Raw genomic sequence first — 14,911 nt, forward strand, 5'->3', positions numbered from 1 at the left:
TTTCGAGTGGTCGACCTCCCGCGTCCTTCGGCAGGGGCGGGGCGTCAGGGCGAGGCGGGCACGACCGCCGTCAGGGCGCGCATCTCCGCGACGATGGCGTCGAGGGGGGTTCCGGTCGGGAAGACGGCCGCCGCACCCGCTGCCTTCATGCGGGGCACGTCGGCCAGAGGGATGGTGCCGCCCACGACGACGGCGATGTCCTCGGCCCCGGCGGCCCGCAGCCCCGCCACGACCCGCGTCGTCAGCGCCAGGTGGGCGCCGGAGAGGATGCTGAGGCCGACGACGGCGACGTCCTCCTGGAGCGCGGTCGCGACGATGGTGTCGACGCGCTGGCGGATGCCGGTGAAGACCACCTCGAAGCCGGCGTCGCGCAGCGTCCGCGCGACGATCTTGGCCCCGCGGTCGTGTCCGTCCAGACCGGGTTTGGCGATGAGTACACGGGTCGACATCAGAACACCACCGGTTGCCGGAACTCGCCCCAGACCGCCTTGAGGGCGGCGGCCATCTCGCCGACCGTGCAGTAGGCCTTGGCGCAGTCGATGAGCAGGGGCATGAGGTTGTCGGTGCCCTCGGCGCCGCGGGCGAGCGCGGCGAGGCGGTCCCGTACGGCCGCGGCGTCGCGGGTGGCCTTCACGTCGGCGAGCCGCTTCAGCTGCCGGTCGCGGCCCTCCGCGTCGAGCTCGTAGGTCTCCAGCCGGGGCGGGGGTTCGGGCGTGGCGAAGCGATTGACGCCGACGACCGGCCGGGTGCCCGCCTCGACGTCCTGGTGGAGGCGGTAGGCCTCGTCGGCGATGAGGCCCTGGAGGTAACCGTCCTCGATCGCCCGGACCATTCCGCCGTGGTGTTCCAGGTCCGCCATGATTTCGACGATGCGTTCCTCGGTGGCATCCGTGAGGGCCTCCACGAAGTACGAGCCGCCGAGCGGGTCCGCGACCCGGGCGACGCCGGTCTCGTGGGCGAGGATCTGCTGGGTGCGCAGGGCGAGCGTCGCCGACTCCTCGCTGGGCAGCGCGAACGGCTCGTCCCAGGCCGCCGTGAACATCGACTGCACGCCGCCCAGCACCGAGGCCATCGCCTCGTACGCCACCCGGACCGTGTTGTTCTGCGCCTGCGGCGCGTACAGAGAGGCCCCGCCGGCCACACAGCCGAAGCGGAACATCGACGCCTTGTCGGTGCTCGCGCCGTACCGCTCGCGGACGATCGTCGCCCAACGCCTGCGGCCCGCACGGTACTTGGCGATCTCTTCGAAGAAGTCACCGTGGGTGTAGAAGAAGAAGGAGATCTGCGGGGCGAACCGGTCGATCGTCATCCGGCCGCGTGCCAGCACCGTGTCGCAGTAGGTGACCCCGTCGGCGAGCGTGAACGCCATCTCCTGCACGGCGCTGGCGCCGGCGTCGCGGAAGTGCGCGCCGGCCACCGAGATCGCGTTGAACCGCGGCACTTCGGCCGCGCAGAACTCGATGGTGTCGGCGATCAGCCGCAGCGACGGCTCGGGCGGCCAGATCCAGGTGCCCCGGGAGGCGTACTCCTTGAGGATGTCGTTCTGGATCGTCCCGGTGAGCTTCGCCCGTGGTACTCCGCCGCGCTCGGCGGCGGCCACGTAGAACGCCAGCAGGATGGCCGCCGTGCCGTTGATGGTGAAGCTGGTGCTGATCCGGTCGAGGGGGATGTCCTCGAAGAGCACCTCGGCGTCGGCGAGCGTGTCGAGGGCGACGCCGACCCGGCCGACCTCCTCGCTCACCTCCGGGTCGTCGGAGTCGTAACCGCACTGGGTGGGCAGGTCGAGCGCCACGGACAGTCCGGTGCCGCCCTGTTGGAGGAGGTAGCGGTAGCGCCGGTTGGACTCCTCGGCGGTGCCGAAGCCGGAGTACTGGCGCAGCGTCCACAGCCGCCCCCGGTAGCCGGAGGAGTAGTTGCCGCGGGTGAAGGGGAAGCGCCCCGGCTCGGGCGGCTCGACGGGCCGGTCCGCGGGCCCGTAGACCGCCTTCAGGGGAATCCCGGAGGCCGTGTGGGAGAAGTCGTCCTTCGCCGACGGCTTCACCGGATCCGTCGCCGACGGCTGCACGGGATCCGTCGTCGGCGTCTTCACGGGAGGCTTCTCTGGAAGCGTCATCGCAGTTGGTCCTTCATCACCTTGCCGGTGGCGTTCAGCGGCAGCTCTTCGAGAAACTCCACATACCTGGGCACCTTGAACCCGGCCATCCGCTTCCGGCTCCAGGCGACCAGCTCGTCCGCCGCGAGGGCCCCGCGAGGAACCACGAAAGCCTTGCCCACCTGGCCGAGCCGCTCGTCCGGTACGCCGATCACGGCGGCCTGGGCGACGGCCGGATGTTCCATCAGGAAGCCCTCGATCTCGGCCGGGTAGGCGTTGAAGCCGCCCACGATGAACATGTCCTTCTTGCGGCCGACGATCCGCAGACGGCCCCGGTCGTCGAGCGTCCCGAGGTCCCCGGTGTGCAGCCAGCCGTCCGGGTCGATCGCCTCGGCGGTCGCGGCCGGGTCGTCGAGGTAGCCGCGCATGACGCTGTACCCGCGCACCAGGACCTCTCCGTCGTCCGCGATCCGGATCTCGACGCCGTCGCAGGGGGTGCCGACGGTCGTCGCGATGTCCTCGAAGGAGTCACCGGGCCGCGAGGCCGTGGCCGTACCCGCCTCGGTGAGGCCGTAGCCCGTCATGACGGAGCGGAAGGGCAGGTCGCTGACGATCCTGCGGACGAGGTCGACCGGGATGTCGGCGGCTCCGGTGACGGCCACCCGCAGCGAGGACAGGTCGTGGCCGGCCTGTGCGGCCAGCAGTGAGTGGTAGAGGGTGGGCGGGCCCGGCAGGACCGTCACCTTCTCGCGCTCGACCAGTTCGAGGACCCGGTCCACGTCGAAGACCGGCACCGGGAGGATGGTCGCGCCCCGGATCAGGGACGTGATGCAGCCCGCCTTGTAGCCGAAGATGTGGAAGAACGGGTTGACGATCAGATAGCGGTCGCCCTCCCTCAGGTCCGCCAGGTCGCACCACTCCGCGTACAGCCGGAGCGTCTGGGCGTGTGTCATCAGCACGCCCTTGGGCCGCCCGGTGGTCCCCGAGGTGAACACGATGTCGCACACGTCGTCACCGCTCACCTCGGCCTCGTACGGCGAACCGCTCGCGAGGAAGTCCGACTTGATGTCGATCACGGGCACGCCGGAAGGCACCTCGAAGTCCAGACCGAGGAAGCCCTTCTCGACGAGGACGACCTTGGCCGCGCTGCGGCGGATGATGTCGCCCGCCTCGTCCGCCTTGAACCGGGTGTTGACCGGGACCAGGACACCGCCGGCGGTCAGCAGCCCGAAGGCCGCGATGATCCACTCGGCGGAGTTGGGCGCCCAGATCGCCGCCCGGTCGCCCCTGCCGACGCCGGCCGCCGCGAACGCTCCCGCGGCAGTGCGCACGCGGTCGGCCAACTCCCTGAAGGTGAGCCGGAGGTGGCCGTCCACGACCGCTTCGGCGTCACCGAAGCGGTCGGCCGCGCTCAGCACCATCCCCGGGATGGTCTCCCCTTTCATACGCCGATCAACCGGGCCAGGTTGCCGCCCATGATCTTGGCCTGGTCGGCCTCCTTCATGCCCTGGATCGCGTCGATGTAGGTGACAGGGTCGGCAAGACCCTCGGGGTGGGGGTAGTCGGAGCCGAAGAGCACCCGCTCGACACCTATGATCCCGGCCAGCTCGGCCATGTCCTCCTCCCAGAACGGGCTGATGTGGATCCGGTTCTTGACCTCTTCGACCGGGTCGCCCAGGAAGCCCTGCGGCTGCTTCTTGTAGACGTCGGCCAGCTGGTCGAGGAGCGGCACCAGCCAGGAGGACCCGTTCTCGATGACCGAGACCTTGAGCTCGGGGAAGCGGAACAGCGCGCCGTGGCAGACCCAGGAGGCCACGGAGTCGGTGACCGGACGCCATTCGCCCAGCATCCGGAAGGTCTGCGCCTGGAACGGCGTCATCTCCTGGCTCTTGCCCTCCCAGTCGCTGGAGTAGCGCGAGTAGCCGCTGTCGGAGGAGTGCATCGACACCAGCACCCCGGCCTCCTCGACCCGCTTCCAGAAGGGGTCGAACTCCGGCAGCGCGAAGGACCGCGAGCCGCCGAACCCGGGGACCGGGGCGGGCCGGACCAGGATCGAGCGCGCTCCGCGCTCCAGGCACCACTCCAGCTCGGCGATCGCCTTGTCCAGGATCGGCAGGCTGATCACCGGCGTGGTGAAGATCCGGTCTTTGTAGTTGAACTTCCAGGTGTCGTACAGCCACTCGTTGAGCGAGTGGACGACCGCGTGGATGAGCTCCGGGTCGTCCCGCATCCGCTCCTCGATCAGGCTGGCCAGAGTCGGGAAGTTCAGCGCCTGCTGGATCCCCGTCTCGTCCATGAGCTCAAGCCGCGGTCCGGGCTCACGGAACGCGGGAATCGACTTCATCGGCTCGCCGAACAGCTCGCGGTGCGACTTGCCCTCCGGATTGCCCTCCCGGAAGTACTGCTCCCACGCCCCCGGCCGGGCGACCACCGAGAACGTGGGGTTGGGGATGTAGTCGCTGATCTGACCACGAATCGCGATCTTCGTACGACCCTTCACCTGCACGTACTGGATGGCTCCCTCGTACTGCTTCGGCAGGTACCGGGTGAGCGCATCCTCCGTCTCGTACAGGTGGTTGTCGGCGTCGAACAACGGATACGGCAACACGCGCGACGGCATGAGATCCTCCTTCGCTGATTACGAGAATCCTATTCTCAAGTTGCTCGTGCGGCAATGTCCCGACGGAGAACGAACTTCTGCACCTTGCCGCTCGCCGTCCGCGGGAACTCCCGCACGATGCGCAGCTCCTCCGGCCACTTCTGACGGGCCAGACCCACCCGTTCGAGGTGGACGCGCATGTCGTCGAGCGTGGGCGCGGGGTGACCGGGCCTCAGCCGCAGGACCGCCGCCGCATGTTCGCCGAGGCGGGCGTCGGGGGCGGCCACCACGGCGGCCTCGGCGACGGCCGGCAGGGCGAGCAGCGCCTCCTCGACCTCCAGGGCACTGATGTTCTCGCCGCCACGGATGATGATGTCGGCCTTGCGGTCGGTGACGGTGAGGTAGCCGTCCTCGTCGATCACCCCGATGTCACCGGTGCGGTACCAGCCCTCACCGTCGAAGGCGCGCTCGGTCAGGGCCGGATCGGTGTACCCGAGGCACAGGTCGGGTCCGCGGCTGAGGATCTCGCCGTCCTCGGCCAACCGGATCTCCGTGCCCGGCAGGGCGTCACCGTCCGTGTAGAGCCGCTTGGCCTCGGGAGCGGTGTACCGGGAGCCGGTGATCGAGGGGTGTTCCGTGCTGCCGTACGAGCGGAAGACCGTCATGCCGAGTTCCGTGAGGCGGGTGGTGACCGCGACCGGGACCGCCGCCCCGCCGAGTCCCGCGTACTTCATGGCGGTGAGGTGCCGGGGGGTGAAGTCGGGGTGGTCGAGCAGGCTCGTCATGAAGTACGCCGCCCCGCCGCCCACGGTGAGCCCGTCGCTCTCCATCAGCTCAAGCACCCGCCCGGGGTCCCAGACGTCGGCGAGGTTCACCGGTGAGCCGTCGAGGACGGGGATCAGGAAGGAGTTCACCATCCCGATGAAGTGCCCGACCGGAGCGGCGGTGAGCTGACGGCCCCGGTCGGGCGGGTAGAGCCCGGCGAGCTGGCGCGTCTCGAAGCCCAGTGTCCGATGGGAGTGGACGACGCCCTTGGGATCGCGGGTGGTACCGGAGGTGAACGCGATCAGGGCGGGCGCGGCCGGGTCCGTCGCGAGGACACCGGACAGCGGCTCGTCGGCGAGCAGGTCGTCGAAGTCCCGCCCCACGACACCGACGACGGGCACCGCGGCGCTCAGGTCCGGCTGGTGCGCCATCCGGCCGAAGCGGTCGGCCGTGACGAAGACGCGCGGCGCGACGGCGTCGAGGATGTAGCCGACCTCCTTGCGCCCGTAGAAGTGGACGATGGGCACCACGACCGCCCCGAGGAAGGCCGAGGCCCAGAACACCGCGGCGGCTTCCATCCAGTTGGGCAGCTGGAAGGCGATGACGTCACCGGAGCCGACTCCCCGGGCACGCAGCCCCCCGGCGAGCCTGCGGGCCGTCCGTTCGACGTCGGCGAAGGTCCCTTCCCAGGGCCGGACGGCCGAGTGCACCCGGAACTCGACATCGGGGGCGGCGTCGAGGCCGTACGCCAGCAGGTCCCCGATCGTCTCCCGAGTCCACCAGCCCTCCGCTTCATACCGTTCGATCAACTCGGCGGGCATCGTTCGCATGGCGGTTCGCATGGCGAGAGCTCCCTCCTCGGCGCGAGAATTGCACTCTCGCAGAGAGAGAAGCTAAATTCCACACATGGTACGAGACCACGGCTTCCACCCGGTCCGGATCAAGCGGATCGTCCAGGAGACAGCCGACACGCGCACATACGTGCTCGACGCCCCGTTCCCCTACCGGGCCGGGCAGTTTCTGACGGTCAGGGCCTGCGGCGCCCTGCGCAGTTACTCGATGTCGAGTTCTCCGGAGACCGACGACGAGTTGATGACGACGGTGAAGCGCGTGCCCGGCGGCCTGGTGTCGAACTGGATGCACGAACATCTCGCACCCGGGGACGTCATAGAGACCACGGCGCCCGCCGGAGTGTTCTGCCTGCGGGAGTCCGACGTGCCGCTGGTGGCCTACTGCGGGGGCAGCGGCATCACGCCGGTCCTGTCGCTCGTCAAGACCGCGCTGGCGACGACGAGCCGACGCGTCCGTGTCCTGTCGGCCAACCGGGACGCCGACTCGATCATCTTCGGGTCCGCGCTGACCGAACTGGCCGAACGGCACCCGGACCGGTTCGAGATCCGCCATCACCTGGACGATCAGGGGGGGTTCATCACGGACCGTCAGGTGCGCGAGTTCGCCGGCGTCGACCTGGACGCGGACTTCTACCTCTGCGGCCCCGCGCCCTTCATGGACCTGGCGGAGCGCGCCCTGCTCGTGCACGGCGTCGACGCCGGGCAGATCTTCGCCGAGCGCTTCGCCCCGGCGGCCGACGAGACTCCGAACGGCCCGGGAAACGCAGGCGCGGCGGAGAAGGAGGGCACGGTCAGCATCGTCCTCACCGGCAAGCGGCGCTCGGTGCCGCGGCACTCCGGCGAGACCTTGCTGGAGAGCGCGCGCCGGGCCGGTCTCATGCCGCCCTTCTCCTGCGAGTCGGGCAACTGCGGCACCTGCATCGCCCAGGTCACCGAGGGCGAGGCCAAGATGCGGGTCAACAACGCGCTCGACGACGACGAGGTCGCCGAGGGCTGGGTGCTGACCTGTCAGGGCGAGCCGGTGACCCCGGACATCACCGTCGTCTACGAGGACTGACGTGCGCCGTACGGCGAGAGGGGGGCGGCGCCGGTCTGGACTGCCACCCCTGGCAAGAATATGATATTCACATACCGAGAATGCCGCTCTCTCCCCTGGAGAAGAATGTATGGTTGATCTTGAATTGGACCAGGGGCTCGCGGTCATCACCATCGACCGTCCGCACGCCCGCAACGCCATCGCGCCGGCCACCATGGACCAGTTGGACAAGGCCCTCGACGCGGCCGCGGACGCCCTGGCCCTGGTCGTCAGGGGCGCGGGCGACCGGGCGTTCGTCTCGGGCGGCGACCTGAAGGAACTGGCCGCGATCCGCACCGAGGACGAGGCGACGGCCATGGCCCTGCGGATGCGCGGGATCTGCGACCGGCTCGCGCATTTTCCCGGCCCGGTGATCGCCGCTCTGAACGGCCATGCCCTGGGCGGCGGCGCCGAGTTCGCCATGGCCGCCGACATCCGGGTGGCCGCGGACGACATCAGGATCGGCTTCACCCAGGTGAACCTCGCGATCATGCCCGCGTGGGGCGGCGCCGAGCGGCTCGCGGAACTGGTCGGCAGGGGGCGGGCGTTGATGCTCGCCGCTTCCGGAACCGTGCTCGGCGCCGAGGAGGCCCAGCGGCTCGGGGTGCTCGACCGGGTGCTGCCGCGGGCCGAGTTCGACCAGGGCTGGCGCGCCCTGGCCCGGTCCCTCGCCTCCGTCCCGGCGCGGGAGATCAAGCACGTCATGAGCGGCGCCGTACCGGCGACCGAGGCGGCGCGCGCCTTCGCCCGCCTGTGGGTGGCCGACGAACACTGGCAAGCAGCGGAGAAGGTGATGTCCCGTGGCAAGTGAGGTCCAGGTGGAGACGAGCCCCGTCGGTCCGGTCGCACGGCCGCCCGGCGGCACCGAACTGGTCGTGCTCTATCTGCATGGCGACCGGCACCTCTCGTGCGCTCCGGAGGCCGCGCTCGACCTGGCCGGCCGTCTCGCCCTGTGGACGGACGCCGTCGTGGTCTGCGCCCGCTACGGGGGCACCTTCCCTGACGCGCTGGACGACGTGCACGCCGCGTACGACTACTGCGAGTCCAAGGGCCCGGTGGCGGTGGCGGGCGAGCTGCTGGGGGCCGGGCTCGCGGCCTCCCTGCTGGTGCGGCTGCGCGACCTCGGGGCCCCACCGCCCCTGTGCGGGGTGCTCAACTCGGCGCTGCTCGACCTGACCCTGGACTCCCCGAGCCTGTTGCTCAACGCGGCGGCCGACCCGGCCTTCGACGTCTCCGAACTCCGGCGCCGCTGCGCGCATTACGCCGCGGGCACCTCGCCGACCGATCCGCTGCTGAGCCCGCTGCACGCCAACCTCCACGGGCTGCCCCCCGTCCAGCTGCTCGCGGCGGGCACCGATCCCCTGCTGGACGACTCGCTGGGTTTCGCCACCCGCGCGGCGCACTCCGGTGTCACGGTGGACCTGCGGATCCGGCCCGACGCGACGAGCCTGCACCCGGAGAGCGTGACCGCCATGGGCGACTTCATACGGGCGTGGACCCCAGCAGCACGGACAGCACATCCCGCATGATCTCGGGGTAGTCGTCCTGCTCGCCGTCCAGCAGCCACTGCTGCTGCATGCCGTCGAGCATCGCCAGCATGGCCCGGGCCGCGGCCCGCGGGGTCAGACCGCTGGGAAGGCGCTCGCCGTACCGCTCGGTGAGCCGGGCCATCATCAGCGCCTGCATGGTCTCGTAGTGGTCGTGCAGGTACTGCTGTGCCGGGTCGGCTCCCGTGACGCCCTCGGCCAGCATCACGCTGTGGACCTGGGCCAGGCAGGGATAGGTGTGGTCGTAGGCGACGACCTCGGCGAAGAGGGCCGGCCAGTCGTCCTGGTGGTCGTGGCCGACGAGATGCTCGCGGTTGAGGTCCTCCCGGAAGCGCAGGAGCGCCATGAAGAGCTTCTTCTTGCTCGGGAAGTAGTGCAGCACGCCCTGCCGGGTCAGTCCCGCCCGCTCGGCGACCGCGTCGATCGAGGTCCCCCGGTAGCCCCGCTCCGCGAACACCCGCAGGGCCGCCTCAAGGATCTCCTCCCGCCGGGTCTCTTTCATCCGGTACCCCTCCCGCGACGGACCGTGCCGACGTAACACTACGTTTGCCGTCGCCGTCAGGGGACCCCTCGAACACGTACCGTTCGGCGCCGTACGGCCGGGGCTCAGCGCTCGTGCTCGATCAGGACGAGGGCGGCGTCCGCCGCGTCCAGCACGATGCCGGCCGAGACCTTCGCCACGCCTGCCAGATCGGCCACCAGCCGGACGTCCTTGCGCAGCAGCGCTCCGGCCTGGGACGCGAGGCGGTCGAGCGTCCCGCCGGCCGCCGCGATCCGGCCCAGCGCGAAGCTCGATCCGCTGCCGTGGGCCATCACCTCGGCGAGACCGGCGGGATCGACGTCGAGCTCCCGGCCGAGTGCGAGGGTGCCGGCCGCGGTCGCGAGATTGGCCGTGAACAGCACGTTGTTGAGGAGTTTGGTGAGCTGCCCGGAGCCCAGCGGGCCCATGTGGACCACGGGATCGCCGTATGTCTCGAACACCTTGCGGCAAAACCGGACGGTGCCGGACTCGCCCCCGACCATCACCAGCAGACGGCCCTCGGCCGCCGCCGGGCCGCCGCCGCTCACCGGCGCGTCGATCAGCGTGACCCCGTGCGCGCGGGCCCGGTCGGCGAGTCGGTGGCAGGTGTCGGGGTGGACGGTGCTGTGCACGGCGATCACCCCTCCCTGCCGAAGGCCCGCCAGCACCCCGCGGTCCCCCGCGACGACCTCCTCTACGTCCGCGTCGTCGACGACACACACGCACACGAGGTCGCTGGCGGCGGCCAGTTCGGCGGGGGACCCGGCACGCTTCGCGGGCGTGTCGTCGAAGGGGGCGAGCGAGGCGGGACGGCGTGCCCACAGGGTCGTCTCGAAGCCCGCGTCGACGATCCGGCGTGCCATGGGGGCGCCCTGACTGCCCAGGCCTATGAATCCGACGCGCATCAGCGGGCCTCCTGCTCGGCCGGTTGTCCGGGCACGGCGGGAGCTTCCGCCGTGCCGTTCGGCTTCGGTTCGGTCGGCTTCGGTGCCGGGCGCCAGAACACGCCGAGCAGACCGGCCGTCGCCGCCACGGCCACCCCGAGGGCGATGCCGCCGCCGGCCCAGCCGGTCACCTCGATGTCCCCGGCATGGTCCGCCGAGAGCCGGCCGGGGCCCAGTACCGCCAGGGCCAGCGAGACCACCGCGAGGACGAGGACGTACTCGTAGCCCTCCTTGAAGACGAAGAAGCCGTTGGGCCGGTGCGCGAGGACGCCCGCGACCAACATCACCGAGATGACCGCGGCGCAGGCCAGCGGGGTGAGCAGCCCGGCGATCAGCAGGGCGCCCGCGCCGACTTCGGTGACCACGCTCATCCACGCCTGAAGCGTGCCGCTGCGCAGGCCGAGGCCGGTGAACCAGCGGGCGGTGCCCTCGATCCGGCCGCCGCCCCGCCAGTGGTTGAGGCCGTGCGCGATCATCACGATCCCCAGGACCACCCGTACCAGCAGCAGCGCTGCCACATCCGCGTCGGTCAACTCGCCCTCCCGGGCCGCTCTTGTGCCACGCTCGCGCGAGCCAGCACACACTCCTCGACGAACGACAGGATCTTGAGGTGGTACGCCATCGCCGTCAGCCCGATGCTCAGGTTGTGGCCGCCATCCGCCTGCTCGTCGACGACGACGCGCGGCGAGGCGGTGAACAGGGACGCGATATCGGCCAGCGCCGCGGGCCCGGACCGCCACACCCGCTCGTGCTCGCCGAGGCTGTAGTGCACGGGGACGCGCACCTGTGGGGCGAGTTCGGGAAGGACCAGCGGCCAGCTCCTGGCCACGACCCCCTCGTAGGAGGGCGAGGGCGAGGCGAACCGGGCGCCGCCGACGACATCGTCCTCGTAGAGGTGCGAGGGATTCCACAACAGGTCCCGGACACTGCCGGCCGCCGGCCTCGGCCACGACTCGTTGTGCCGTACGCCCAGGATGTCCACCGCGTCGTCGTGATGGTGGCGCCCGGTGCCGGCGATCTCCACGCCCAGCAGGTCGCTCCCCCGCTCGTCGGCCGCCATGCGCAGCGCCAGCTCGCAGCCGATCGAGTGCGCCAGCACGAAGACGCCCGCCCCGCGCGGACGTGAGGCGAGCAGCCGGTCCACCGCCGCGTAGGCGAGATCGACCCGCCGCTCCACCGGGGCCAGCTCCCCACCGTGCGGGGCGGAGCTGCCGTATCCCGGCCGGTCGAGCGCGAGGACGGTGAAACCGAGCGCCGAACCGGTGCGCAGCAGCGACAGATGCGGCCTGCCCGGGTAGTCGAAGTACCCCGAGTGCGCCGCCCCGCCGTGCAGCGCCAGGACGACGGCCCGGGGCCGGCGCGCCTCCTGCAGCAGCGCCGACACGGGGATGCCGCCGACGTCGACGACACGGGAGACGCCGGTCATGTGTCCGCCCGCAGCAGGATGACCCCGCTCGGGGTGAGACCGCCGGTGCTCGTCACGGCGACCCGCGCACCGCCGACTTGGCGCGCTCCGGCCTCGCCGCGCACCTGGGTGACGGCCTCGTGGACGAGCCCCAGACCGTGGGTGCGGCCGTGCGAGAGCTGGCCGCCGTGGGTGTTCAGCGGGAGCAGTCCGTCCCTGGCGATGTTCTTGCCTCCGTCGAGGAAGTCCTTGGCCTCACCGATGCCGCAGAAACCGAGCCCCTCGATCCAGGAGAGGCAGTTGAAGGTGAAGCCGTCGTAGAGCTGGGCCACGTCGACGTCCGAGGGACGCAGTGACGTGCGCGTCCACAGGTGGACGGACTGGCCGAGCACCTGTGGTTCATGGGTGAGGCAGCTCTGGTCCCATTCGAGCCGCTCCATGATCTGGGTGCCGACGGCCTCCACCAGGACAGGCGGCTTGGCGAGGTCCCGTGCGGCGTCCACGGCCGACACGATGACGGCCACCGATCCGTCGCAGGGCACGTCGCAGTCGTACAGCCCGAAGGGGGTGGTGACCGTCCTGGCCGACAGGTAGTCGTCCATGGTCATCGGATCGCGGTAGATCGCGGTCGGGTTGAGCGCGGCGTTCGCGCGCTGGTTGAGCGCGATCCAGCCGAGCGTCTCGCGCGAGGTGCCGTAACGGTGGAAGTGCCGCTGGGCGTTCTGGGCCAGGGTGTGGGCCGCGGAGACCGCCCCGAAGGGCTTCTGCCAGCCCGTGACCCTGCGACCGGTCTCCTGGGTGATCCGGCCGCGCCGGATCAGCTCGCCGTAGGAGGCCTCCCAGACCGTACGGAAGCACAGCACATGCCGGGCGAGTCCCCCCGCGACCGCCAGCATCGCGGCGATGAGCGAACCGCCAGGACCGAAGGTCTCGGCGCCGCCGTTGTACCAGGTCGGCCTGATGCCGAGGGCGTCCTCCAGCGCGGTGATGCCGCCCTCGGCGAAGCCGCCGTAGGCGCCCGCGCCCGGGTAGGTGGCCAGACCGTCGATGTCGTCGAGGGCCAGGCCCGCGTCCGCGACGGCGCGTTCGCAGGCCCGCACGGTCAGCGACAGCGGCGGCACCATCAGCCGGCGCCCGATCTCCGACATCCCGATGCCGCTGATCGCGACCTTGTCCTCGAACTTCTCGGGCGTGGCCATGGGGCGTATGTGGCGCCGCATGTGCTCGGGTTCCACCTCGTCCGAGGGCAGCGGAGCCGGGGGGCCCTGCTCGGCCGCGGGGCGGAAGAGCGGGAGCCATACGTCCTCGACCTGTTCGAAGACGACCTCCAGCCGCATGCCCACTTCGAGCTCGTCGGGGTCGCATTCGACGAGGTTGGTGGTGAGCCGGACCCGGGTGTCCTCCTCGACGGCGACCTGCGCCACCACGTAGGGCGCGGGCATTCCGGGCGCGCTGAACCGGTGGTTGACGGTGAAGCCGATCAGCGTCGCGTACCCGGAGACGGCCCGCACCCCGGTCTCGTGTCCCCGGCAGTAGCGGCAGACGGGCTGGGGTGGATGCAGCAGGGCCGAGCAGGACTCACACTCCGTCAGGCGCAACCGGCCGTCCGCGCCGGAGGTCCAGAAGAACTCGTTCTCCTCTGTGATCACCGGCAGCGGACGTCCCGTGGGTCCGGCCACATCGTCTCCTCACCGTGCCACCGCGCCGGTGGCACACGTACTCCTGACGGGCCGCCGAAGATCAGCGATCGATCCTCGCCTGCCCCTTGCGTACCGTGACCGGCTCGGCGAGCCGCTGTTCGTCGACGACCCTCTGGAGGGTCTCCAGGGTCTCGTCGAGCCCGGCGCCGGTCCGGGGGCCGGGCGTGAAGGTCGCCGGGAGGTGCCGCATGCCCTGGATGACGCCGATGGTCTCGTAGTGCTCCGCGCCCTCGGGGTCACAGCGGAAGTCCGGCATCCGGTCGAGGACCTGGGTGACCATCCGCTTGAACACCGTGCGTGCCACGTTGGAGCCGATGCAGCGGTGGATGCCGAGGCCGAAGCTGCTGTGCCGGTTGCCCTTGCGTTCCATGTCGATGGAGTCGGGCTCCGGGAACACCTGCGGGTCCCGGTTCGCCATCGCCCAGGACAGCCAGAGCCGTTCACCCTCCTTGAACCGGGTGCCGGCGATCTCGCAGTCCGCGGAGAAGGTCCGTCCGTCACCGGGCGCGGGGGCGTAGAAGCGCAGGAACTCCTCGGTCGCGGAGTCCAGCAGCGCCTTGCGGTCCCGGCTGAGACGGTCCCGTTCGGCCGGGTGCTCCGAGAGCCATTCCAGCGCGTGTGCGGTGAGCGCCGTGGTGGTGTCGAAGCCGCCGCCGATCAACAGGGCGAGCACGCCGAGGAGTTCGTCGTCGGGCGGGGTCTGGCCGTTGATCTCCGCGTGGACCAGGGCGTCGACCAGGCCCGGTCGCGGTGTCTGCCGGATCTCCGCGATGGTCATGGCCAGGTCCGTGCCCATCGCCTTCTGCAGTTCGACGACGCGGGCCTGGTCGGGCGAGTTCGGCGGTGTGTAGACCGAGGCGTGGGCCGCCTCGTTGTAGATGGTCCACTTCCTGACCGGGATGCCCATCATGGCGAGGGTGAGCACAGCCGGAACGACGTTGGCGAGGTCGTCGACGAAGTCGATCCGCCCCGACTCGATCTTCTCGTCGATGCAGGCGCGCGCCACCTCGTCGATCAGCGGAATCCAGCGGCTGATGGCGGCGGGCGACAGATAGGGGTTGAGCGTCTGGCGGTAGTAGCGCTGCTCGGGCGGATCCATCTCCAGGAACCCGCCCCTGACGGCCTTCGCCCGGGGCGGCGGCGGGATGGTGATGCCCTGGTACCCGCGCCGCTCGCCCTTGACGTCATGGTCGTTGGAGAGGAACTCGGCGGACCGGGCCAGCTCGAAGACCTCACGGTTGCCACTGGCGACCCAGTGGCCCCCGTAGGTCTCCGACCAGGCGATGGGGCACTTGGACTGCAACTCCTGGGTGACCGCCTGGAATTCGTGACGGTACTCGGGAGTGTGCCGGTCGAAGTGCACCGGGTTCCTCTTGGGGTCGTCGTTGACGGTGTCGTCCGTGGTCATCGGAT

Annotated in this window: 14 protein-coding genes; 3 read left to right on the forward strand and 11 right to left on the reverse strand. The window is 70.6% G+C overall.

What is annotated here, in order from left to right:
- Window positions 1-44: 44 nt before the first annotated feature.
- From ABZ656_RS24030 to ABZ656_RS24050, 5 genes are read right to left on the reverse strand one after another with little or no spacing between them, the layout of a single operon-like run.
- Window positions 45-449 (reverse strand): cobalamin B12-binding domain-containing protein, encoded by a 405-nt coding sequence (locus tag ABZ656_RS24030; RefSeq protein ID WP_101406927.1) that lies wholly within the window; start codon window positions 447-449, stop codon window positions 45-47.
- Complete coding sequence (locus ABZ656_RS24035; protein ID WP_360270374.1) at window positions 449-2,113, reverse strand: methylmalonyl-CoA mutase family protein; 1,665 nt, start codon at window positions 2,111-2,113, stop codon at window positions 449-451. Before ABZ656_RS24035 ends, ABZ656_RS24030 begins: the two co-directional genes overlap by 1 nt.
- Window positions 2,110-3,537: a FadD3 family acyl-CoA ligase gene (locus ABZ656_RS24040; RefSeq protein ID WP_101406928.1), complete on the reverse strand. Its 1,428-nt coding sequence runs from the start codon at window positions 3,535-3,537 to the stop codon at window positions 2,110-2,112. Before ABZ656_RS24040 ends, ABZ656_RS24035 begins: the two co-directional genes overlap by 4 nt.
- Window positions 3,534-4,712 carry an amidohydrolase family protein gene (locus ABZ656_RS24045; RefSeq protein ID WP_101406929.1) on the reverse strand — a complete coding sequence of 393 codons (1,179 nt, stop codon included), beginning with the start codon at window positions 4,710-4,712 and terminating at the stop codon, window positions 3,534-3,536. The genes ABZ656_RS24040 and ABZ656_RS24045 overlap by 4 nt, the downstream gene beginning before the upstream one ends.
- Before the next feature lie 35 nt (window positions 4,713-4,747).
- Window positions 4,748-6,298 carry an AMP-binding protein gene (locus ABZ656_RS24050; protein ID WP_360270377.1) on the reverse strand — a complete coding sequence of 517 codons (1,551 nt, stop codon included), beginning with the start codon at window positions 6,296-6,298 and terminating at the stop codon, window positions 4,748-4,750.
- 64 nt (window positions 6,299-6,362) lie between these two features.
- On the opposite strand from ABZ656_RS24050, the gene ABZ656_RS24055 reads away from it, so the two are divergent.
- The 3 genes from ABZ656_RS24055 (at window position 6,363) to ABZ656_RS24065 (ending at window position 8,911) form a co-directional block, all read left to right on the forward strand.
- Window positions 6,363-7,364, forward strand: a complete 1,002-nt coding sequence (locus ABZ656_RS24055) for a ferredoxin--NADP reductase (protein WP_101406930.1) — start codon at window positions 6,363-6,365, stop codon at window positions 7,362-7,364.
- Between the two features lie 109 nt (window positions 7,365-7,473).
- Window positions 7,474-8,193 (forward strand): enoyl-CoA hydratase/isomerase family protein, encoded by a 720-nt coding sequence (locus ABZ656_RS24060; protein WP_360270379.1) that lies wholly within the window; start codon window positions 7,474-7,476, stop codon window positions 8,191-8,193.
- Window positions 8,183-8,911 (forward strand): alpha/beta hydrolase fold domain-containing protein, encoded by a 729-nt coding sequence (locus ABZ656_RS24065; protein WP_360270381.1) that lies wholly within the window; start codon window positions 8,183-8,185, stop codon window positions 8,909-8,911. The genes ABZ656_RS24060 and ABZ656_RS24065 overlap by 11 nt, the downstream gene beginning before the upstream one ends.
- Here the strand turns inward: ABZ656_RS24065 and ABZ656_RS24070 are convergent.
- The 6 genes from ABZ656_RS24070 to ABZ656_RS24095 form a co-directional block, all read right to left on the reverse strand.
- Complete coding sequence (locus ABZ656_RS24070; protein WP_168488004.1) at window positions 8,865-9,431, reverse strand: TetR/AcrR family transcriptional regulator; 567 nt, start codon at window positions 9,429-9,431, stop codon at window positions 8,865-8,867. The two genes, ABZ656_RS24065 and ABZ656_RS24070, sit on opposite strands and share 47 nt — an antisense overlap.
- 104 nt (window positions 9,432-9,535) lie before the next feature.
- Window positions 9,536-10,354, reverse strand: coding sequence for an NAD(P)-dependent oxidoreductase (locus ABZ656_RS24075; RefSeq protein ID WP_101406934.1), 819 nt, complete (start codon window positions 10,352-10,354; stop codon window positions 9,536-9,538).
- On the reverse strand, window positions 10,354-10,926 hold the full coding sequence (locus tag ABZ656_RS24080; protein ID WP_101406935.1) for a DoxX family protein: 573 nt from the start codon (window positions 10,924-10,926) through the stop codon (window positions 10,354-10,356). The genes ABZ656_RS24075 and ABZ656_RS24080 overlap by 1 nt, the downstream gene beginning before the upstream one ends.
- The gene (locus tag ABZ656_RS24085; protein WP_101406936.1) at window positions 10,923-11,819 is read right to left on the reverse strand and encodes an alpha/beta fold hydrolase; all 897 of its coding nucleotides are present in this window, start codon (window positions 11,817-11,819) and stop codon (window positions 10,923-10,925) included. Before ABZ656_RS24085 ends, ABZ656_RS24080 begins: the two co-directional genes overlap by 4 nt.
- Window positions 11,816-13,477, reverse strand: a complete 1,662-nt coding sequence (locus tag ABZ656_RS24090) for an OB-fold domain-containing protein (protein ID WP_360270384.1) — start codon at window positions 13,475-13,477, stop codon at window positions 11,816-11,818. The genes ABZ656_RS24085 and ABZ656_RS24090 overlap by 4 nt, the downstream gene beginning before the upstream one ends.
- A gap of 61 nt (window positions 13,478-13,538) precedes the next feature.
- Window positions 13,539-14,906 carry a cytochrome P450 gene (locus tag ABZ656_RS24095; RefSeq protein WP_101406938.1) on the reverse strand — a complete coding sequence of 456 codons (1,368 nt, stop codon included), beginning with the start codon at window positions 14,904-14,906 and terminating at the stop codon, window positions 13,539-13,541.
- Between the last annotated feature and the right edge of the window lie 5 nt (window positions 14,907-14,911).

It is taken from the genome of Streptomyces sp. NPDC007095 (assembly GCF_040634475.1).
In the GTDB taxonomy this organism is placed as follows: domain Bacteria; phylum Actinomycetota; class Actinomycetes; order Streptomycetales; family Streptomycetaceae; genus Streptomyces.